General features: G+C 40.0%; 15 protein-coding genes. 7 read left to right on the top strand and 8 right to left on the bottom strand.

Annotated features, from left to right (window positions below; translation table 11 throughout):
* The first annotated feature begins 25 nt into the window (after window positions 1-25).
* Entirely contained in the window at window positions 26-595 is a 570-nt protein-coding gene (locus tag C7B62_RS18780) for a nicotinate-nucleotide adenylyltransferase (protein WP_106240551.1), read from the top strand.
* Window positions 596-803: 208 nt separating this feature from the next.
* Here C7B62_RS18780 and nadB read toward each other — a convergent pair whose 3' ends face one another.
* The gene (gene nadB, locus C7B62_RS18775; protein WP_106240546.1) at window positions 804-2,420 is read right to left on the bottom strand and encodes an L-aspartate oxidase; all 1,617 of its coding nucleotides are present in this window, start codon (window positions 2,418-2,420) and stop codon (window positions 804-806) included.
* Window positions 2,421-2,608: 188 nt separating this feature from the next.
* The gene (psbU, locus tag C7B62_RS18770) at window positions 2,609-3,019 is read right to left on the bottom strand and encodes a photosystem II complex extrinsic protein PsbU (RefSeq protein ID WP_106240543.1); all 411 of its coding nucleotides are present in this window, start codon (window positions 3,017-3,019) and stop codon (window positions 2,609-2,611) included.
* Window positions 3,020-3,767: 748 nt separating this feature from the next.
* Here psbU and C7B62_RS18765 point away from each other — a divergent pair.
* Entirely contained in the window at window positions 3,768-4,190 is a 423-nt protein-coding gene (locus tag C7B62_RS18765) for a hypothetical protein (RefSeq protein WP_106240540.1), read from the top strand.
* A 191-nt stretch (window positions 4,191-4,381) separates the two neighbouring features.
* Complete coding sequence (gene fni, locus C7B62_RS18760; RefSeq protein WP_106240538.1) at window positions 4,382-5,407, top strand: type 2 isopentenyl-diphosphate Delta-isomerase; 1,026 nt, start codon at window positions 4,382-4,384, stop codon at window positions 5,405-5,407.
* Between the two features lie 9 nt (window positions 5,408-5,416).
* Here the strand turns inward: fni and C7B62_RS18755 are convergent, their stop codons facing one another.
* The 3 genes from C7B62_RS18755 to rsmH form a co-directional block, all read right to left on the bottom strand.
* Window positions 5,417-6,802: an ATP-binding protein gene (locus tag C7B62_RS18755; protein WP_106240535.1), complete on the bottom strand. Its 1,386-nt coding sequence runs from the start codon at window positions 6,800-6,802 to the stop codon at window positions 5,417-5,419.
* A 105-nt stretch (window positions 6,803-6,907) separates the two neighbouring features.
* Window positions 6,908-7,822: a histone deacetylase gene (locus C7B62_RS18750; protein WP_106240531.1), complete on the bottom strand. Its 915-nt coding sequence runs from the start codon at window positions 7,820-7,822 to the stop codon at window positions 6,908-6,910.
* A 79-nt stretch (window positions 7,823-7,901) separates the two neighbouring features.
* The gene (rsmH, locus tag C7B62_RS18745) at window positions 7,902-8,828 is read right to left on the bottom strand and encodes a 16S rRNA (cytosine(1402)-N(4))-methyltransferase RsmH (RefSeq protein WP_106240528.1); all 927 of its coding nucleotides are present in this window, start codon (window positions 8,826-8,828) and stop codon (window positions 7,902-7,904) included.
* A 177-nt stretch (window positions 8,829-9,005) separates the two neighbouring features.
* On the opposite strand from rsmH, the gene C7B62_RS18740 reads away from it, so the two are divergent.
* Complete coding sequence (locus C7B62_RS18740; protein ID WP_106240524.1) at window positions 9,006-9,206, top strand: hypothetical protein; 201 nt, start codon at window positions 9,006-9,008, stop codon at window positions 9,204-9,206.
* 183 nt (window positions 9,207-9,389) lie between these two features.
* On the top strand, window positions 9,390-10,253 hold the full coding sequence (locus C7B62_RS18735) for a dienelactone hydrolase family protein (protein ID WP_106240521.1): 864 nt from the start codon (window positions 9,390-9,392) through the stop codon (window positions 10,251-10,253).
* A 1-nt stretch (window position 10,254) separates the two neighbouring features.
* On the opposite strand, the gene C7B62_RS18730 is transcribed toward C7B62_RS18735, so the two are convergent.
* Window positions 10,255-10,548, bottom strand: a complete 294-nt coding sequence (locus C7B62_RS18730) for a hypothetical protein (RefSeq protein ID WP_106240517.1) — start codon at window positions 10,546-10,548, stop codon at window positions 10,255-10,257.
* A 405-nt stretch (window positions 10,549-10,953) separates the two neighbouring features.
* Here C7B62_RS18730 and psb29 point away from each other — a divergent pair, with 405 nt between their 5' ends.
* Window positions 10,954-11,667, top strand: coding sequence for a photosystem II biogenesis protein Psp29 (gene psb29, locus C7B62_RS18725; RefSeq protein ID WP_106240514.1), 714 nt, complete (start codon window positions 10,954-10,956; stop codon window positions 11,665-11,667).
* Between the two features lie 85 nt (window positions 11,668-11,752).
* On the opposite strand, the gene C7B62_RS18720 is transcribed toward psb29, so the two are convergent.
* Window positions 11,753-14,065, bottom strand: coding sequence for a GAF domain-containing sensor histidine kinase (locus C7B62_RS18720; protein ID WP_106240511.1), 2,313 nt, complete (start codon window positions 14,063-14,065; stop codon window positions 11,753-11,755).
* 111 nt (window positions 14,066-14,176) lie between these two features.
* On the opposite strand from C7B62_RS18720, the gene cobN reads away from it, so the two are divergent.
* A complete protein-coding gene (cobN, locus tag C7B62_RS18715) occupies window positions 14,177-18,028 on the top strand; it encodes a cobaltochelatase subunit CobN (protein WP_106240508.1) in 3,852 nt (1,283 codons plus the stop codon).
* 42 nt (window positions 18,029-18,070) lie between these two features.
* Here the strand turns inward: cobN and C7B62_RS18710 are convergent, their stop codons facing one another.
* Window positions 18,071-18,682, bottom strand: coding sequence for a PH domain-containing protein (locus C7B62_RS18710; protein ID WP_106240504.1), 612 nt, complete (start codon window positions 18,680-18,682; stop codon window positions 18,071-18,073).
* Window positions 18,683-18,879 lie beyond the last annotated feature (197 nt).

The following is an 18,879-nucleotide window of genomic DNA, read 5'->3' as shown; positions in this document are numbered from 1 at the left end:
AACTAAACTCACTAACTAGCCATTAATGAAAAAAATTGCTTTGTTTGGCACTAGTGCCGATCCCCCAACCATAGGACATCAGACTATTTTACACTGGCTATCACAGCATTATGATCGCGTAGTAGTTTGGGCATCAGATAATCCGTTTAAACAGCAGCAAACTCCCTTGCAATACCGTAATGAGATGTTGCAGCTGGTAGTTGACGATCTTGGTCTGAATAATACTAGTCTCCATCCAGAATTAAGCGATCGCTATACTTTAATTACCGTCAACAAAGCGAGGCAAAAATGGGGACAGAATATTGAGTTGAGCTTGGTAATTGGTTCGGATATTCTCCCGCAAATCCATAGTTGGTATTGTATTAAAGAATTACTAGGGCAAGTGAAACTGTTAATTGTACCCCGTATGGGATATGGCATTGAAACAGAGGCTTTAGCGAGCTTAAACCGTCTTGGTGGAGAATATGCGATCGCCAGTTTAAAAGTAGCCGAAGTATCTTCTAGTAATTATCGTGTGCAAAAAGACCAAAGTTTAGTTACCCCTGCGGTTAAAGATTATATTGAGCAGCAGAATTTATATCAAATCAAAAATTAATTAAAAATTATATTAAACGTCTGGTGTGAATTAAAAATTGCTTGTGAACTAGTACTTGTCATAGTGAATTTTAATTCAAGGAATGAAATAACGTTGTTTCGCTGTTACTGGGTAATATTTAAAAGCTAATATTTAAAAGCTAATAGCTAATAGCTACGAACTAGTAAACTCGAACGAAGCTAATTCACACTAAGCGTATTAACTTAACTCAAGATTTGCTCCACTGCTCCTGATGAATGATTGTATGCAACTGCCAGCTATCTAGAGTGTCAGGATAATCTTCACGATAATGTCCGCCACGACTTTCAGTGCGGAATGCGGCGCTTTTAAGAATTAAATAACCTATATCAAGTAGATTTAGTGTTTCTGCATATAGTTTTAACTGCGGTTCTGCTAAGGCGTGGCGTAGTTTAAACTGTTGTGTAGGCAATACAGCTACGTATTGATTCAGGCTTAAATTATGCATTTGCGATCGCCAATCCTTTACTTGGGCGATCGCCTGCTCCATAATCCTGGCATTACGGCATATTCCCGCACTCTGCCAGATCAACTCGGGTAATTGATTTCTAATTATGGTTACCAAATTTAGTTCTTTGTCCCAATCAGCAGATATTTCCTTCATTGCTGGTGCAACAACAGTTGGGAGGGAAAGAGGCTGTAGTTTTGCTAGTTGCGAGGCATAGACGATACATTCCAACAAAGAATTGCTCGCCAGACGATTTGCCCCGTGTACTCCAGTGCTGGCAGTTTCGCCCACTGCATACAGTCCAGGAATCGAAGTTTGGTTCATGGTATCAACGATAATTCCTCCCATCCAATAATGAGCCGCGGGCGTTACGGGAATTGGTTTAGTGAAGATATCTACATCCCAATGCTGACAGACGCGAATAATATTCGGAAACCGATAACGAATACGCTCTGGGGGAATTGCTTGGAGATCGAGAAAAACATGACTTTCCCCTGTCTTTTGTAAATGGCTAAAGATAGCTCGACTGACAATATCTCTAGGGGCTAATTCTCCATCAGGATGATAATCAAAAGCAAAACGTTTGCCACTATGGTCAATTAAGTGCGCACCTTCTCCTCTAACCGCTTCACTGATTAAAAATCTGGGTGCGCCAGGTACAGTTAAAGCAGTAGGGTGAAACTGGACAAATTCGGGATCTCTAATTGTTGCTCCACTGCGCCAGGCAAGTGCCACCCCATCCCCCGTACTGACTTCGGGATTGGTAGTTTGGGAAAATACCTGTCCCCCTCCTCCTGTGGCGAGAATAACTGCCCCCGCTTGAATCCAGCTCACATGATGGTCTTTTAAAATACTAATACCCTGACACTCCTGGCGGGAATTGAGCCAAAGTTTGAGGGCAAATGCTTGGGATAAGACCTGAATATTGTTTTTTTGTAATACCTGCTGGGCTAAAGTCGCGACGATCGCCCTGCCTGTAGTATCCGCAGCGTGAAGTACTCTGGGGCGAGAATGGGCTGCTTCTAGGGTCATAGCCAGCTGGCTTTGGTGGCGATCAAACGCCACTCCCATCTCGACTAAAGATTTAATTGAACTTTCCGCATGTTCGACTAAAAATTTAACCGCCAGGCGATCGCATAATCCCGCTCCTGCTTTAAGCGTGTCGTTTAAATGTAACTTAGGAGAATCTTCCGCACTGATTGCTGCTGCAATTCCACCTTGAGCCCAATCACTAGCTCCTGTATTTAACTGATCTTTGGTGACTAAAGCTACTGACAAATTATCGGGCAGACATAAAGCACCATAAAGCCCCGCAGCCCCTGAACCCACAACGATGACATCAAACTTAGGGTAAATCAATTTTAGTTATCTTAAATCTTAATTGGATATCATGCCATATAGGGTCAAAAAAACCACGCTTAATTAATAAACGTGGTCCTAAAAATTACATATTAAAAAAGTTGGACGCTTGACGTTTTAAGCATACATGTTGCGCAACGCAAGATAGAATATCACGCTCAATTTCTTTTAAATCAACAGCGATAATTCTAATATAGTCCAGGATTATAGCGATCGCCACCAGCATTCATGGAAGCTTCTACATCCGTCACAAAAAATTCATCTATGTTAGCCTGTAATCGTTCTGCTTGACTAGGACTCAAGCCAGGAATATCTAAAACATCTTCTACCGAGTTGTAGGGAGCATTTTGGATGATTTTACTAGCTAGATCTGGATAAAATCCACGCAATCTGCGGAATTCACGGACATCACTATTATTAAGGTCTAATTTACCCTTAATTAGTTCTCGACGCTTAGCATCAGATGTATTTACACGAGCTAGCAGTGCTGAAGGCTGGATGGTATATAGTCCTGATGCACTTGCATGGGCTGTGGGAGCAAATCCCCAAGCACCGACAATTAATAATAAGACAGCAACAACGCCTATGAATCTCTTCATTGATTTTAATTTCTCCTGATTTGAAAATATTTTACAGCTAGAGAATTATTTCTCTATAGTTAATAAATTTTGTTGACTATTTATTTTCTTTTAAGGTATCTACGTCAAATGACGATGGAAACCTACTCACAGATTGCATTGATATATATCATAATTCTTTCAACCCATTTTTTGAATACTAAGTTTCTCTCTAATCTATTTTAAGTTCTTTGACGAGTTCATAAAACAACATTCGTGTCAGTTTAAAGTAAATTCTGATTAAGGCATCTTTGCCCTTAACTGATTTTCTTAGTTCCTGATAGCGATCGCACAATTCTTGTCTAATGGCACTATGGTTAATATTGCTACGAGTAAGTATTACAACTGCCCAGTTCTAAAGATGAGTACGGATAATCGCGTTACCGTGAAACTTCCGTTTTACCTTGTCCCCTGACTGTTTGTAGCTGTAGGATAGAGCGCAAAAAGCTTGAAACTTCCTCAAAGAGCGATCGCGCTTTTGCCTTCTTTCTGTTTTTTAAGAGTTATCCAGCAACTGAGTATTTATAACTAGAGTTTTTGACAAAATGTTACTTGATAAGCTCCGCAATTTCATTGACTATTAAGCTTACTTATGTGTAAAATAATACTTAAATATAATTAATTTTTGGTTACGTTCCTTAACTCAATACTCAAGGTTCTCGACCTCAGATAATTATCAACATCTGGGCATCATTGAATAACTAATAATAAATAGGAGACATAAATACTCATGGGAGACAAAGATTTTTTCTTAGACCCTGATGACGCTATGACTATGGGCGACATCAACTATATGAGAACCAGTAAAAGAACTAGAAGAACTTTTCCTAAAACCCTCAAAAACAAAGATGGTTTTGCCTTTGAAAACGAAGTTTCTTCTATGGAAAACAGAAACAATCTTTACAAAAATAGTAACACTAACCAAAATACTACCGTAAATACTGTTTTCAATCCTACTCCAAGCTCTCAGTCTCAACCTGGAGTTACTGGCGGGTCCGCAGTTACACAAACTAATCCAGTTAGAGAGTTTACACCCGAAATAACACCACTGTCCCAAACTAAGTTTGATGCTCCTAAGCCTTCTGCTGAAAAGCGTCGTCCAGACAATGACATGGATATGTTCCGCAATATGGCTAAAAATATCAGGAAATAAGCATAGTTTTCTTAATAACTAGCCTTATTTGCTTGTTAAATCAGACAAAGTATTTAGCTGAGGTGAATTGTTACAGTTCACCTCATTTTCGTTTTTTTTTGCCAGACATCATCAAAACTGCTTTACGATCTTCAGGAACAGTTAAGATCGAGTTAAAAAAATTAAGCTGCTAAATAGGGAGCAAAAAATTAATGACTAATACGCAAACTAGAAAAGCCGATCATCTGCGTATTTGTCTAGAAGATGACGTACAGTTTCGCCTTAGCAACGGATTAGAGCAATACCGTTTTGCTCATTCTTGCTTACCAGAGCTTAATTTAAGCGAAGTTGACCTTAGCACTCAGTTTCTCGGTAAGAAATTAACAGCACCACTGCTAATTTCTTCGATGACAGGAGGAACAGAACAGGCAAAAATAATCAATTCTCGTTTAGCACTAGCAGCCCAACAATACGGATTAGCTATGGGGGTAGGTTCTCAGCGTATTGCCGTTGAAAACCCGACTGTAGCTCATACTTTTGCCATGCGATCGCTTGCTCCTGATGTCCTGTTGTTTGCTAATTTGGGAGCAGTACAGCTTAACTACACCTATGGTTTAGAACAGTGCCTGCGGGTAGTCGATATTTTAGAAGCTGATGCTTTAATTCTGCATCTTAATCCTTTGCAAGAATGTATTCAACCCCACGGTGATACTAACTTTAAAGGCTTACTCGCCAAAATCAAGCAGTTATGTCAACAGATCAATGTACCCGTAATTGCCAAAGAAGTAGGCAACGGAATTTCTCAGGAAATGGCAACCAAACTAATTGAGGCTGGAGTAGATGTTATTGACGTAGCGGGTGCTGGAGGAACATCCTGGGCAATGGTAGAGAGTGAAAGAGCCGAAAATAATCTCCAGCGACAATTAGGGAGAACTTTTGCTGACTGGGGAATTTCTACCGCCGACTGTATTGTCCAAATTCGCGAGCAATATCCAGATTTACCTCTAATTGCTTCAGGGGGATTACGCAACGGAATGGAAGTAGCCAAAGCGATCGCTTTGGGCGCAGATTTAGCAGGGTTAGCTTTTCCTTTCCTTCAAGCAGCATCTGAGTCGCCAACAGCTATCGATGAGTTAATTAAATTATTAATTGCCGAACTGAAAACCGTTTTATTCTGTACTGGTAATGCTAATTTAACTGAGTTAAAACGATCGCCAGCTTTAATTAAAGTTGCTTAATTTGGTCAATTAAACTAACTCTGGGGGAACAGCGGGCATAAGTATTTTAAAGACTGTTCCCTTATTTGGCTGACTAGTAACCGAAATCTCTCCCCCACTGCGTTGAACAGATTGCTTGACTAAAGTTAATCCTAAGCCAGCCCCCGCAGATTGAGATTTATCTGAAGGTTTAGTACGATAAAAGCCATCAAAAATTCGATTGATTTCTTTACTGGGAATACCCACCCCAGTATCTGTGACTAAAATTTCGATCTGCTGAACTTCTTTCTTAAAGGATGCCTGCACAAAGACTTTTCCTTTGGCTGGAGTGAATTGTAAACTGTTGTTGAGCAGATTGATAATAATTTGTCTAAACCAGGATTTAGGACAAAAGATTGGCGGTAAATTGGCAGGAATTGTGTATCCTAACTGAATCTCTTTTTCTTCGGCTAGAGGTTGATAGGTGCTGACTATGCCTGGCACAAAATCATCTAAGCGCAGATATTCGGCTTCGGCTGGAGTTTCCAACTGCAATAAACCCAATAGACCATTTACCAAAGAATTTTGGCGATCGCATTCGCTACTAAGCATTTGGAGATATAGCTGCCTCTGCTCTCCCTTGATTTGTTTCGACTCCAACAGACTTAGAGCCGTTTTCATATGTGTAATTGGCGATCTCAATTCTTGAACCAAATCGTTGAGAAAGTTTTCTTGTAAGCCTAAGATATTGACAGTAGGTGCAGGTTGATTGTTACCTCTGGCGCGATATATGTTTAATGCAGTCTGAACTTTTTCCTGTTGACTAACTTGTAAAGTAATTAGCTTATTAAACAAATCTGCCTTAACTTCTGCGGGCAAATTGAAAGCGAAAGCTTCATTGGCTTGAGTACTCTCTAAAACAATATTTTGCTTAATTTTGGCTAGAATAGTCCTGATTTCTTGAGGTACAAAACTAGAAACCATTTTTAAATATGGTTGCTGTAATCTTTTACCCGAATTATCAATTTGAATTTTGCTTTTTTGCCATTGAGCTACGACCAAAGAACAAAAATCTGACCCAGAGACAATTAAGCAACATTCTCGCTGTAGGGTTTGGCTCTGATGAAGCTTAACAGCAATAGGAGTTTTGGCAGCATTTTTTTGTAAAGCTGAACCAAGTTGGTGACGTTGATTGTTACAAACAAAGATTTGTTCAACATTGCCCTCTTGCTGTAATCGTCTAATTTGATTGATCCAACTTTGAGTTTGCGGTAATTTGACCCAAACTGTGGCGCGAATTTGTTCTTCAATTAACAAATCAATAATACTACTAACATAATACTTGAGTGTCTCTGCTCCCACTGAAAGGGATACCAGAGGTTCATCTAAGTCCTGAGTTAACTGGTACAAAGATGGTTCAGAAGTGGCAATATTCATATTGTTAATAGCAATTCTATTCTAGAGCAAACACAAGTAATTAATATTTAGGTTTAGGATACGTAAATAATTTCAATAAGACGAGGCAAGAATAATCAACAACTATTACAGACAAGTGCTTAAAGTGGCAAGCACTGAACGAGCTAAAGCTGCTAGATGATAGCCACCTTCTAGACCAAATAAAGGATACTTGTTAATATTTAAAACATATTTTGTCAGGATTGCGTAGTCTTCAGGCTGTAAGGCGATCTCAGCTAAGGGGTCACTATCATTAGCGTCATAACCTGCACTGACAATTAGTAAATCTGGTTGCCAACTGTCGAAAAATGGCATCACCTCTTGTTCAAATATGCGTTGATAATCAGCGATCGCACTGCCTACCGAGAGAGGCAGATTAAGAAGATTATGATACTTGCCGCTAATACCTTGTTTTGTCCCTGTATATGGATAGCAAGGGTGTTGATGTAGAGAACAGTAAGCAATATTGGGGTTATCTGTGACGATCGCCTCTGTCCCATTCCCATGATGAACATCCCAGTCCAAGATCCCAACTCGCTCAATTTTCGGCTTGCTTAAAGCATAGTGAGCAGCGATCGCTGCATGAGAAAATAGACAAAAACCCATGGCTGTATCCCTAGTAGCATGATGTCCTGGAGGACGTGCCAACACAAAAGCAGGTCGATGATTTAAGACTTGATCGACTCCATCTAACCAAGCACTTACGGCTAATAGAGCCACTTCATAACTCCGTGTTGATATAGGTGTATCACCATCTAGATATCCCCCACCTGACTCAGCAACTCGTCTAATTCGTTCAATATGTTCTGGAGTATGAATCTGCTGGACATAAGCTAATACATTCCTTGACTCCGCTGGAGTGGGTAATTGCCAGGCAATTTGCTCCTGCCACTGAACAGTTTTTAAAGCTTCGGCGATCGCTATTAACCGTTTAGCTTTCTCTGGATGTCCATAACCCGTGTTGTGTTCGAGAAATTCTGGAGAGTAAATTACGGAAATCATCGCTATTGTGAGTTTTTTGAATTTAAGGCTATGGTCTTGTTTTAACCTTAAATATTTTTTTCCCTAAGCGAGCGCAATATCACGATTTGTTTACACAAAAATTGCTATTTTCCGCCAATTCTCCAGAACTCAATTTTCTTTGGGCAAATCTGAGTTTAGCCGAGCGCGAGCGCGGATTGGCTTGCTGTTCGTCTCTTGCGGCGGTAATCGGTTTTTTGGTAATTACCTCTAATAATTCACTCCCCCGAAAACAGTGTTTGACGATCCGATCTTCCAGGCTATGGAAGCTAATAATGCCGATTTTGCCACCTGGTTTTAGCCAATTTGGGGCTTGGGCGATAAATTTCTCTAAAGATTTTAATTCTTGATTAACTTCAATTCTTAACGCCTGAAACGTTCTAGTAGCAGGATGTATCCTCCCATGACGATATTTGCCAGGAACAGTAGCAGCGATCGCCTCAGCTAATTCTGTTGTAGTTTGGAAAGGGCGTTGCTGGACAATTTTTTTCGCAATGCGACGAGAAAATCTTTCTTCGCCATATTCATAGATCAGATCTGCGAGGGACACTTCTTGCCAGTGATTCACAATTTCCGCTGCGGTGATTCTTTGGGAGCGATCCATACGCATATCTAAAGGGGCAGAGTTGCGAAAACTAAAGCCTCGTTCCGCAACATCTAGCTGAGGTGAGCTTACACCTAGATCAGCAATTATACCGTCAAATAAAACATTTTTTGGTTGATAATCGGCAAAGTTGCCTTGCCAAAACTCAACCTGCTGGGGATAATAATGAGCCAGTTTTTTTTGAACTGCGGCGATCGCAGTTTGATCGCGATCTATCGCAATTAGCTCGACGTTTTGACCCTGCTGGAGAATTAGTTCACTATGTCCTCCTCCTCCCACCGTCGCATCTAAATATTTTCCTGCTGGTAAAATATCTAATCCAGCAATTAATTCGCGACTCAGCACAGAAAAGTGCTTAAATGCGGCTGATTTCTGTGCATCCACAGTATTTAATCTCCTGAAAATCTTAATTAAGATTTTATAACCTAAATTGTGTTAAATGCTAACTTAATTGGAATTTGTGGGTACAATAATGTTATGTAGGGTGATCGGGCTTTGCTTAATCGTCTCTACTTTTGTCAATTATCAACTATAACTTAGCTGAATTTATCATATTCACACATGGAAGTTAGCCAGCGCTCAGGGCCAGTAGAAGAACCTCCTGGTCATAGGTGGGCAGCGATTCTCGGAACGGGAGTGGCAATTGTCACCCTCACTCTTCCTATAATCATGATTGCCTCCTATTCACCATCGGGAAGTAATGCGCAACCCATTCCTCAAGCTACGTATCAAACCAAAATTAGAGCGAACTCAATGGAATAAAGAAGAATTACCACGCTACACAGATTCTTTATTTATTAAAGCGTTGGGAATAAAGACTCAATAATGAATTATAGCGAGCATCTTAGAATTAGAAGAGCTAACTTTTAGCTGTGACAAAAAGTAGCTGCTTTCTCAGGCAAAAAACATTTAGAATGCGTAATGTTTGCGTCATCTGAAACAACTATGAGTAAAATTACACAGTGGCTAGTCTTGGGAGCTATATTTTTAATTACGTTGCTCTTGAGCGTCAGGGCCTCCTGGGCAAAACCAAATGTCAACCAAATGTTGACATTACATCGTCATGACTATCCGACTCCTACCGCGATCGCTATGCTAGAACCGCAAGTTCCCGTAGCTAGCGAAGCAGTTGAATACATCACTATAGATGGACAGGCAATCAAGGGTTACTATGCTTATCCTCAAGATATGACTAAACCTCTTCCTGGGATCTTAACTATTCACGAATGGTGGGGACTCAATCAAAACATCAAAGCAATGGCTCGTCGCTTGGCGGGAGAAGGTTATCAAGTGTTGGCGGTAGATTTATACAATGGCAAAACAGCCGATACTCCCGAACAAGCCAGTCAATTAGTACAAGAAGTAGCCAATAATCCGTTTGGTGCTGAAGCTAATATTTCTAAAGCCTATGACTATCTGGTCAAAGAGAAACAGGCTTCTGCTGTAGCCTCCCTTGGCTGGTGTTTCGGTGGTAGCTGGTCACTAGAGACTGCTTTATTGTTTCCTCAAGAATTAAATGCTGCGGTTATTTACTATGGGGGAGAAGTGGGAGAGAAAACGGCTGAGGAACTCAGCACCTTAGAAATGCCCATTTTAGGCATCTTTGGCGCGGAGGATAGCTCTATTCCCCTGGAGACGGTCAACCAGCTAAGATCGACTCTTAAAAAGCTAGATAAGAATGCCAAGATTTTGGTATATAAAGGCGCGGGACATGCTTTTGCTAATTCTTCTGGTCAAAATTATGTTGCCGAAGCAGCCGAAGACGCCTGGAAACAGACAACCAAGTTTTTGAATAAGTATTTAAGCTAACTCAATAGTCTTGCCAGGATGAATAACGTTGGGCGTAATAGTCTAGAATTTCTGAGACTCTTTGCTTGTCGGCTGCTGCAAGCTCTTCAAGATAGTTGATTTTTAAAGCGGCAACCTGGCTTTGATAATAGTCAAATTTTTCTTGAGGATCATGCTCAATTGAGCGCATAATCAGTTCAGTCTCCACTCCTTCCACCTGGCGCAGATGAGCTGCTACTTCGCGATATACAGCTAGCGGTAACTGATGGCAGGTAAGCTGCCGTCTGGTTTTTTGATTTGTAGTTGATGATTGCATAAACAATTGAAATTTTTAATAAATTTTTTGGGCGTTGCTGATTTGAAGTATGAAGCTGAAAAGTAATCTGTTCGTAGCTGTCAGCTATCCTCCTTCGAGGACGTAGTCAGCTATTAGCTATTAGCTTTTTAGTTGATTTGTTTGGTTGCAGAAATTGCCGAATCATACCTAGATTCTGCAACGCCATTTTTTAATTCTAGACTCTTGATCTTCTACTCCTAACTTAATTTTCTCACTTTAGATCGAGTTTGGGGATAATCAATCTCGGATACGAGGACATAATCATTGCATAATATAAAGATATGCTAAGAGTTTTGTCTGCATCAATCGCGAATTCAAGATTGGGCAATTGCCAGACTCGTAGGGTAAAAAATATTGTTAGATAGAAAAAATTAATAACCAATTATGAAAACTGTTTCCGATAGTAAAAGGGCATTCCATAGTGCTTATCCTCGACCAATCAACTCTATCTATCGTCGAGTGATTGAAGAATTACTAGTAGAGATGCACCTGCTGTCAGTAAACTCTGATTTTAAACCCGATCCGATCTATTACTTGGGAATTGTCACTTCTTTTGAGCGTTTGATGCAAGGTTATCAGCCAGAATCAGATCGAGAAAAAATTTTTAATGCTCTTTGTATTTCTACCGATGGTGACCCTCAAAACTATAAGTCGCAAGCGGGGACTCTGTTATCTTTAGCTAAAGACAAATCAATAGATCAGCTGGTGGACTGGTTTGATAATCCCAACGGAGATAATGTGAATCACATCGTTGAACCAATTAAAGCGATCGCCAGTAATGATCACTTTAAGTACAGTCGTTTGTTTGCCATTGGTATTTATACTCTTTTGGAAGAATGCGATCCCGAAGTAGCTCAAGATCCAGAAAAATGTAACGCGACTGTCGATAAAATTGCTGAAAATCTTCAGATATCTAGCGAGAAAATGAAGAAGGATCTCGATATTTATCGCGGTAGTCTAGAAAAAATGGAGCAGTTACTTAAGGTGATTGAAGACGTTTTGGAGGCTAGTCGCAAGCAACGAGAGAAAAGAGAGCAAGAAAAGCTAGCCAAGCTAGACAAAAATGAGCCTCAAGCAGAATCAGCAACCGCAGAATAGTAGCCTGGCGGTCGTCTAATGGATGTAGCTCACATACTGGTCAAGCCACAAATTGTTGATCATGCTCGATGATTGAGGTTGAAACTTAACCATCTTGGAGTTGATTACGACAATCCTCTTTCTGACTCAGGTTGTTAATTTTATTAATAATTTGAGTCGGATTCATTGATTTGAGCAAATATTCATCTACACCGCATTTAGTAAATTTTTGCCATTCATCATGCTCAAAGCGATCGCCAAGTAGAGATACTTTAGTATAGTCAGCCAAAGAAGCATGAGCGATCGCATTGACAATATGTTGAACATCCATCATCGAACAATCTTGATCGATAATGACAATTCTAGGCCGCAGTAGTTCAATTTGATTAACCACCATCGCCGAATCCATTAGCCATACAACCTGATAATCGATAGTATTTAATAGTTGACAGATAAAAGTTGCGCTAGCTTCATCCTCTGTAACCAAGACAATGGTTTGTGAACCTGAGGCAGTTTGAGGTATGTGCGTTGTTGGCGCTAAGGAGTGTAAATTCTGGTTAGAAAGCTCTCTTTCAGGTAGATAAACCGTAAATATCGATCCTTCACCCAAAGCTGATTCTATTTCAATTGTTCCGCCATGTAACTCCACCAGTTTTTTGGTTAAAGCCAGTCCCAATCCTGTACCGCCGTGAACTCGCTGGCGTACATTTTCAATTTGTTTAAATTTCTCAAATAGTAGAGGGATTTCCTCTGGGGCAATGCCAATTCCTGTATCTTCAATTTGAAAAATTACCTGACGTTGTTCGCGCCAAACTCTGAGTATTACTTCGCCCCCCTGGGGAGTGAACTTAATGCCATTACTCAAGATATGGAACAGGATTTCTTTTAATCTAATTTCATCAGCAAAAAAAACAGTTTTTTCTGGCTCGATCTTAATTTCCGACCTCAGTTTAATGTTTTTTGCCTCAGCAGTCTCTTGTAACAAATGTAGAGTGTGCTTGACTGCTTCAGGCAGCACTACCTGTTTGATTTCTAGCAGATGCTTACCCGATTCCACATCGGAAAACTCCAAAATGTTGTTAATCAAAGAAAGTAGGTGCTTACCACTTTGCTGAATTAGATGAAGATATTCATGCTGTTTTTCTGGAGATAGGTGCATCTTTTGCTTCGTCGATGACCATTGCAGCAGAGTACTAGACAAACCAATTACACAAGTCAAAGGAGTTCGTAATTCATGACTCATACTGCCTAAAAAATCATGTTTAGATTTACTAGCTGCTTCGGCTGCAATCAGGGCATCTTTTAGCTGTTGAGACTGGGTTTCCACCTGTTTTTCCAGCAATTTCTTTTGCTGCTGTAGCTGTTGATAGGATTGATGGTTAAAAATAGCGATCGCTAAATATTCCGCTACCTGACGTAAAAACTGTACCTCTTGATGTTGCCATGCCCTTGGTTCACATTGATGAGCAATGATTAAGCCCCATAGTTTGCTTTTAATGTTAATTGGAATTACTACTTTAGCTTTTACCTGCAACTTATTCATCAAAGACTGAAGACAAAGATCTAGATGAGAATCTACTGTTAAATCATTAATCACCAAGCCAAATCCTTGACGATATTTCTTGCTACAGCTCGAAGCTTTATCCCAACAACCTATCTCTTGCAGATATAAAGTCGACACAATGTCTTCGCTGCTTCTCGCCTCATGGGTAATTGTATCTACCGTCTTGACTGGCTTGATGTTCATCTGACCAGATTTTAACGAAACCCCTAACTGATAGACCAAAAGCCGATCCGATTTTAAGAAATCGCAGCTACGATTAATTGCAGTTTGAATAATTTCTGGTAAATTAAGGTTTTGAGCGATCTGAATCTTAATCTGTTCAAAGATTTTTTCTTGCTCTACCTGGTAATGAAGTAAATTTTCCATTTGCGGACTAGAGTACTGACTAGGATCGCGATCTGTTGGTTCTGCGCTATTGATTAGCAATTTAACTGCCTTGAGGATAAAGTCTGTGGTACTGTTTGTGTTTGTGGTTAATTTAGCCGTAAGATTAGTACGTAGACGCTCAATAATACTAATATTCCACTTTTGTTCATAGCAAAATTGAATTAATTTATCAGTTATTACTGCGGAATCAAATATTACGCTAACCTGGTATATTGGAGCAGCCAGATTTTTTTCTCGATGCAGCAGAACATTAAAACTTGGTGTTATTAATAAGAAGAATTGATCTGTTTCTATTTGTTGTAAAACGCGTTTTTCTGTTTCATTTTTTAACAGCTCGATCAATGTATTTTCTGTGAATAACTGAGTTTCTTCCTGAGTTGCCATATCCAACCAAAGCTCAGCAAGCTGTTGCCAAACATGATTATGAACATTTCTTTTAAAAACCAAAGAAGGTGGAGAACTCAACACAATCAGAATCTAATAACTAAGATGGTTTTCTTCTCTATACAGCTTGGCTTATTTTGATGAGCTTTAACTGAACTGTAATTATTTCTCAAGATTATAAATCGTACTCAAATTATGCATAAAATCGCAGCACTTCCTGGAGGATGGAATTCCCATACTGAAGGAGTGATTTTTATTGAACAGTCTTCTGCACCAATTATTTTTTTGACTTATGCTGATACAGATATTCAAACTCTTGCCACAGCACAAGCTATTTTAGACGATCATTTTCCTCATCTGAGAGTTGCTAATTTATTAAATTTGCAGCAGCAGTTAAGTATAGATATGTATCTAGAAACTGTAGTTTCCCCTGCTAAAGTTGTCATACTTCGTCTACTGGGCGGAAGTGCTTATTGGTCTTATGGATTTGAGAGAATTAAAGAAGTTGCTCAACAAAACAATATAGCTTTATTTATTTTACCTGGAGATAATACCCCAGATCTAGATTTAATTAGCCATTCTACGGTTTCTTTAACCGTTGTCAATCAATTATGGCGATATTTAATTGAAGGCGGTACAGAAAACTATCTTAATGCTTTGCAATATATTAGTGATGTTTGCTTACAAACAAATTACTGCCCTGATGCTCCAAAGTCTGTCCCCGAATTAGGCGAATATAAATGGCAAAGTTACTTTAGTAATTCAGTTGAATTTAGTTATCAACTACGTCCAAAAATCAATCCTGAGCTTAATCAAAAATTAGGACAATGCTCTTGTGGAATATTATTCTATCGATCTCATTATTTAGCAGGGAATACTACACCAATAGATGGTTTATGTGAATCTTTAGCTATTCGTAATTTGCACCCTTTACCGATATTTATTGATTCATTAAGAAATGTAGAATTACAGCAACAACTATTAGCTTTACTTAAAGAAACAAAAGTTAAATTATTACTTAATACTACTAGTTTTTCCTTAGCAAAAATTGGCGAATCGGCTCAGTTAGAATTTTGGCAGCAGTTGAATGTTCCCGTCCTTCAAGTAATTTTGAGTAGTAGTACCGAATCACAATGGTCAAATAGTTCTCAAGGGTTAATGCCCAGGGATGTAGCGATGAATGTGGCACTGCCAGAAGTGGATGGCAGAATTATTACCCGAGCGATCTCTTTTAAATCAGTCCAAACCTGGAACGATAGCCTAGAAACGAATGTAGTTGTCTATCAACCCAAAAGCGATCGCCTGGATTTTGTCGCCGAATCCGCAGCTAATTGGATTAAGCTGGCGAATACCCCAGTACAAAAACGCAAAGTCGCTTTAATTCTCGCTAACTATCCGAATAAGGACGGTAGAATTGCTAACGGGGTGGGTTTAGATACTCCCGCAAGCTGTATTAAAATTCTTGAAGCTTTACAACAAGAGGGTTATACCGTTACGGATCTTCCCCAGACAGGGGGTGAATTGATTCAACGATTGACCAAGGGAATCACCAACGATCCAGAAAGTCGGCTGAATCGAGCTTGTTATCAAAGTTTATCTCTAGAGGAGTATCAACAGTACTGGGAAACATTGCCCGCAGAAGTACAACAGGGTATTACCGACAGATGGGGATATATTGATGATTGCCAGGTAGGGGCGAACATTGACGTAGGGGCAAACGGCCGTTTGCCCCTACAGATTGATATCTCAGGAATTCAATTGGGCAATGTGTTTATCGGTATTCAACCATCGAGAGGCTACGATCGCGATCCTAGTTTAAATTACCATGCGCCAGATCTTGAACCCACCCACGAATACTTAGCCTATTATCATTGGTTACGCAGCAGCTTTGGGGTACAGGCGATCGTCCATGTGGGAAAACATGGCAATTTAGAATGGTTACCAGGAAAAAGTTTGGCATTATCGGCTAATTGCTATCCTGAAGTGGCATTACAGACTATTCCCAATATCTATCCTTTTATTGTTAACGATCCAGGGGAAGGTTCTCAGGCAAAAAGGCGATCGCAAGCGGTAATTATCGACCACTTGACTCCACCCCTAACCCGCGCAGAACTTTATGGTGGTTTAGAAAAATTAGAAGCGCTGATTGATGAATACTACGAAGCTCAAAGCCTAGATCCTACAAGGCTGAAGATCATTAGCGATCGCATTACGCAACTGGTACAACAGGAAAAACTAGACGAAGATCTTGGCATCAAACCGACGGATACCCAAACTTTGGCGCAATTTCTGACCGTCGCCGATGGCTATCTCTGTGAATTAAAAGAGGCTCAAATTCGCGATGGCTTACATATTTTTGGTCAATGTCCTGATGGGGAACAACTACGGGATTTAATTATTGCGATCGCCCGTTCTCCTAGTTATGGTCGTCTTGGTCTGACTCAAGCTTTGGCACAGGATTTTGGTTTGGATTTCGATCCGTTATTAGGCGCAAACGCCGAAGTAGGGGAGAAGGGCCCTTCGCCCCTACAGGGAATGAATGATTGGCAGATTAATTACCTCAAACGATTCCAACAAGCCCGTAATCAGGGAGATGCGATCGCGATTCTTGAATCAATTGCCATAGAGTTAGTAGATAATCTAATTAATAACCAACCCATTGCCTATTACCCATTACCTATTACCTCAATTCAACTCCAGTGGATCAAACAAACTCTGTTACCGAATTTGATTAAAAGCGATCGCGAAATTATTAATTTACTCAAAGCTTTAGACGGCAAGTATATACCCAGTGGGGCATCGGGAGCGCCTACAAGAGGTAGACCAGAGGTATTACCTACAGGACGCAACTTTTATTCGGTAGATATTCGCGGCATTCCCACGGAAACCGCCTGGTCAGTCGGCAGTAATGCAGCCGAAGTTTTAATTGAACGCTATACCCAGGAAAACGGCGAATATCCTCAATCTTTAGCGATCTCCATCTGGGGAACCTCTACTATGCGTACAGGAGGGGATGATATTGCTCAGGTAATGGCATTAATGGGAGTTAGACCAGTTTGGGATGGAATATCTCGTCGAGTAATTGATTTTGAAGTCCTACCTAGCTCAATTTTAAATCGACCCCGTGTTGATGTAACTGTCAGAATATCGGGCTTTTTCCGTGATTCTTTCCCCAATATTATTGATTTATTAAACAAGGTAACCCAAGCAGTTGCTGACTTACCCGAAACGGAAAACGTTAATCCGTTAGGTAATCATGTACGCCAAGAGCAACAGCAACTTGAAGCTCAGGGCATAGACGCAGCAGCAGCGAAGGAGAAAGCCAGCTATCGCATTTTTGGTTCCAAACCTGGGGCTTATGGCGCGGGAATGCAGGGCTTAATTGAGGCGCAAAACTGGCAGAGTGATGAGGATTTGGCGAGAGCCTACCTAAACTGGAGTTCCTATGCCTATGATAGTTCGGGCAAGGGACATGCAGCTCCCGAATCTTTTAAGCAGCGTCTTAAGCAGCTACAGATCGTCTTGCACAACCAAGATAACCGCGAACACGATTTACTCGACTCTGATGATTATTACCAGTTTCAGGGAGGCATGACTGCTGCGGTGCGCAGTCTAACGGGTAAAAACCCTGAAGTATATTTTGGGGATAATTCCCAGCCCAGTAACCCCAGAGTACGCAAGCTAACCGAAGAAATTGCCAGGGTATATCGATCGCGTGTTGTTAATCCTAAATGGATTAAAGGAGTTATGCGTCATGGTTACAAAGGCGCGTTTGAAATTGCCGCTACCGTAGATTATCTTTTTGCCTATGATGCCACTGCTAATTGCGTTGCCGATCATATGTATGAAGGAGTCGCCCAAGCCTATATCTTTGATCGCCAGGTACAGGAATTTATGCAAACCAAAAATCCCTGGGCATTGCGAGATATGTCAGAAAGACTTCTAGAAGCCCATCAACGGGGACTTTGGCAGAATGTCGAGCCACAAATGATTGATAATTTAAAAGCGATCGCCAATCAATCTGAGGCAGTTATTGAAGAAATTTAGGGGTTGCTGAGTCGCGCAGAAGTAAGCTATTTAAGTATTGATTTAAGCACGAATATATTTTTCAAAAATATTACTAAAATCCCGTTTTGTATAGCGCTCTAACATGGTGGCATTATAATTTAAAAGCAGAGCATTGTAATGTTTGACAATCGTGTCTTCACTTTCGATCTCACTAATTTTATACATTGATGCCAAAACTTCAAGGCACTGAGTAGCATTGTTGCGAGCAATTTCTTGCTGATGTTGTAGTTTACCAATACTAATCAGAACTTTATAAATATCTTTTAATGATTCGAGGCAATTCTTATTTACATCAATGCTCAAGGCTAAACGTTCGTCCAAAGTAAACTTTAATTCTATATCTAAATCAATATTACCTGCGGTTTCAATTAATACTTGTGAAATTTTATGGCTGGCATATTCATAACGCTTAACTGATCTTTTACTCGAAATAGCCGAATCTCCATCTACATGAATTAAAGCAAAATTGGTGAAGCAATATTCATCTTTTTTGGATTTAATGAGGAAAAATATTTTTTCCCCATCTTCGTGAAATAAGTAATCATCGGCATCTACTTGATCGTAGTCAGTAGGTGAAATAATTTTACCAATATCACTCAAACCAAATGTTTCGGATGCTAATTTCTTAAACATATTTTTTAGAAGCCAAACTTACTTTTTTGTTAGTATGCCCAATAGAAATACCCAAATATCAATCATAAATATTATCAACAACTATTTGCGATCACAGATGAAATGAGAAATTTTTACTATCTACTACCTACTACCTACTACCTACTACCTACTACCTACTACCTACTACCTACTACCTACTACCTACTACCTACTAC

This window comes from Pleurocapsa sp. CCALA 161, from assembly GCF_003003995.1.
GTDB lineage: Bacteria > Cyanobacteriota > Cyanobacteriia > Cyanobacteriales > Xenococcaceae > Waterburya.
Note: the sequence above shows the minus strand (reverse complement) of the source record. Positions and strands in the feature narration are given on the sequence as shown.

What these genes read in the sequence shown, in the direction of transcription:
- C7B62_RS18780 (WP_106240551.1), top strand. Translation starts at nt 26, where the DNA reads ATGAAAAAAATTGCTTTGTTTGGCACTAGTGCCGATCCCCCAACCATA.
- psbU (WP_106240543.1), bottom strand. Translation starts at nt 3,019, where the DNA reads ATGAAGAGATTCATAGGCGTTGTTGCTGTCTTATTATTAATTGTCGGT.
- C7B62_RS18765 (WP_106240540.1), top strand. Translation starts at nt 3,768, where the DNA reads ATGGGAGACAAAGATTTTTTCTTAGACCCTGATGACGCTATGACTATG.
- fni (WP_106240538.1), top strand. Translation starts at nt 4,382, where the DNA reads ATGACTAATACGCAAACTAGAAAAGCCGATCATCTGCGTATTTGTCTA.
- C7B62_RS18755 (WP_106240535.1), bottom strand. Translation starts at nt 6,802, where the DNA reads ATGAATATTGCCACTTCTGAACCATCTTTGTACCAGTTAACTCAGGAC.
- C7B62_RS18750 (WP_106240531.1), bottom strand. Translation starts at nt 7,822, where the DNA reads ATGATTTCCGTAATTTACTCTCCAGAATTTCTCGAACACAACACGGGT.
- C7B62_RS18740 (WP_106240524.1), top strand. Translation starts at nt 9,006, where the DNA reads ATGGAAGTTAGCCAGCGCTCAGGGCCAGTAGAAGAACCTCCTGGTCAT.
- C7B62_RS18735 (WP_106240521.1), top strand. Translation starts at nt 9,390, where the DNA reads ATGAGTAAAATTACACAGTGGCTAGTCTTGGGAGCTATATTTTTAATT.
- C7B62_RS18730 (WP_106240517.1), bottom strand. Translation starts at nt 10,548, where the DNA reads ATGCAATCATCAACTACAAATCAAAAAACCAGACGGCAGCTTACCTGC.
- psb29 (WP_106240514.1), top strand. Translation starts at nt 10,954, where the DNA reads ATGAAAACTGTTTCCGATAGTAAAAGGGCATTCCATAGTGCTTATCCT.
- cobN (WP_106240508.1), top strand. Translation starts at nt 14,177, where the DNA reads ATGCATAAAATCGCAGCACTTCCTGGAGGATGGAATTCCCATACTGAA.
- C7B62_RS18710 (WP_106240504.1), bottom strand. Translation starts at nt 18,682, where the DNA reads ATGTTTAAGAAATTAGCATCCGAAACATTTGGTTTGAGTGATATTGGT.